This window comes from Brevundimonas sp. UBA5866, assembly GCF_002432125.1.
GTDB lineage: Bacteria > Pseudomonadota > Alphaproteobacteria > Caulobacterales > Caulobacteraceae > Brevundimonas.
The window spans coordinates 1-616 of record NZ_DJFS01000039.1 but is presented as its reverse complement, the minus strand read 5'-3'; the positions used below and the strand labels follow the sequence as shown (position 1 = coordinate 616).

General features: G+C 69.6%; 1 protein-coding gene (cut by a window edge). It reads left to right on the top strand.

Annotated features, from left to right (window positions below):
* On the top strand, positions 1–616 hold part of the coding region annotated (ligA, locus tag B3H86_RS04670; protein WP_292051486.1) for an NAD-dependent DNA ligase LigA (this coding region is incomplete at its 3' end). Its footprint begins 1,522 nt before the window's first position; 616 of 2,138 annotated nt are visible.

The window sequence follows — 616 nt, the reverse complement described above, 5'->3', positions numbered from 1 at the left end:
TTACCCGCCGCACCATCAGCCTCGACCGTTTCCTGTTCGGTCTGGGTATCCCCGACATCGGCGAGCAGACTTCGCTGGTGCTGGCCCGCCACTTCGGCTCGTGGGCTGCGCTGAAAGACGCCGCCGTCCAGGCCTCGCAAGGGATCGCTTCGGAGGACTGGCACGATCTGGCCGGAACCCATGCCATCTCCTCGCGGGTGCTGGAACAGTTGGCCAGCGCCGATGTGCCCGCCAGCCAGCCGTGGCCGGACGGTGCGTTGGACATGAACCTGAAACAGGTCTTCCCCGGCCTCGCGGCCCCTGCCCGCCGCAGCGTGGCGGAAAAGGCGGGCGACTGGGCAGGCGTGGTGCGTCTGGCGCAGATCGCGCGCGAGGAAGGCCCCAGCGACATCCTCAACGCCATCGCGGGCGTCTCGGGCGTGGGTCCGGTGGCGGCCGCCGCGCTGGCCCACTTCTTCCGCGAACCGCACAACCGCGAGGTGGTCGAGGCGCTGGAAGCCGAGCTGACCGCCATCACCGATATGGAACAGGCCCGCACCGACACCGCCGTCGCGGGCAAGACGGTCGTGTTCACCGGATCGCTGGAACGCTTCACCCGCGACGAGGCCAAGGCCCG